Raw genomic sequence first — 236 nt, forward strand, 5'->3', positions numbered from 1 at the left:
CCCCCCCCCCCCCCCCCTCCCACCCACACCCCCCCCCCCCACATGTAGCTCCGTCTCGTGGGCTCGGAGATGTGTATAAGAGACAGCCGCTGGCCCTGAGCGTGGCGGCGTTCGTCCTGTTCCGCCTGCCGATCCCTGCATGCGCGGGACCGGCGCTCGTCGTGCTCCACCTGTTCCTCCTCGGCCTGTCTCTTATACACATCTAACGCTGCCGACGACGGAGAGAGTGTAGATCT

Annotated in this window: 1 protein-coding gene; it reads left to right on the plus strand. The window is 66.5% G+C overall.

Features of this window, described 5'->3' with window-relative positions:
• The first annotated feature begins 71 nt into the window (after positions 1–71).
• The gene (locus tag ACR9ZK_RS23475; protein ID WP_481344316.1) at positions 72–206 is read left to right on the plus strand and encodes a hypothetical protein; all 135 of its coding nucleotides are present in this window, start codon (positions 72–74) and stop codon (positions 204–206) included.
• Positions 207–236: the final 30 nt, after the last annotated feature.

It is taken from the genome of Monashia sp. HAY1-5C, from assembly GCF_056755255.1.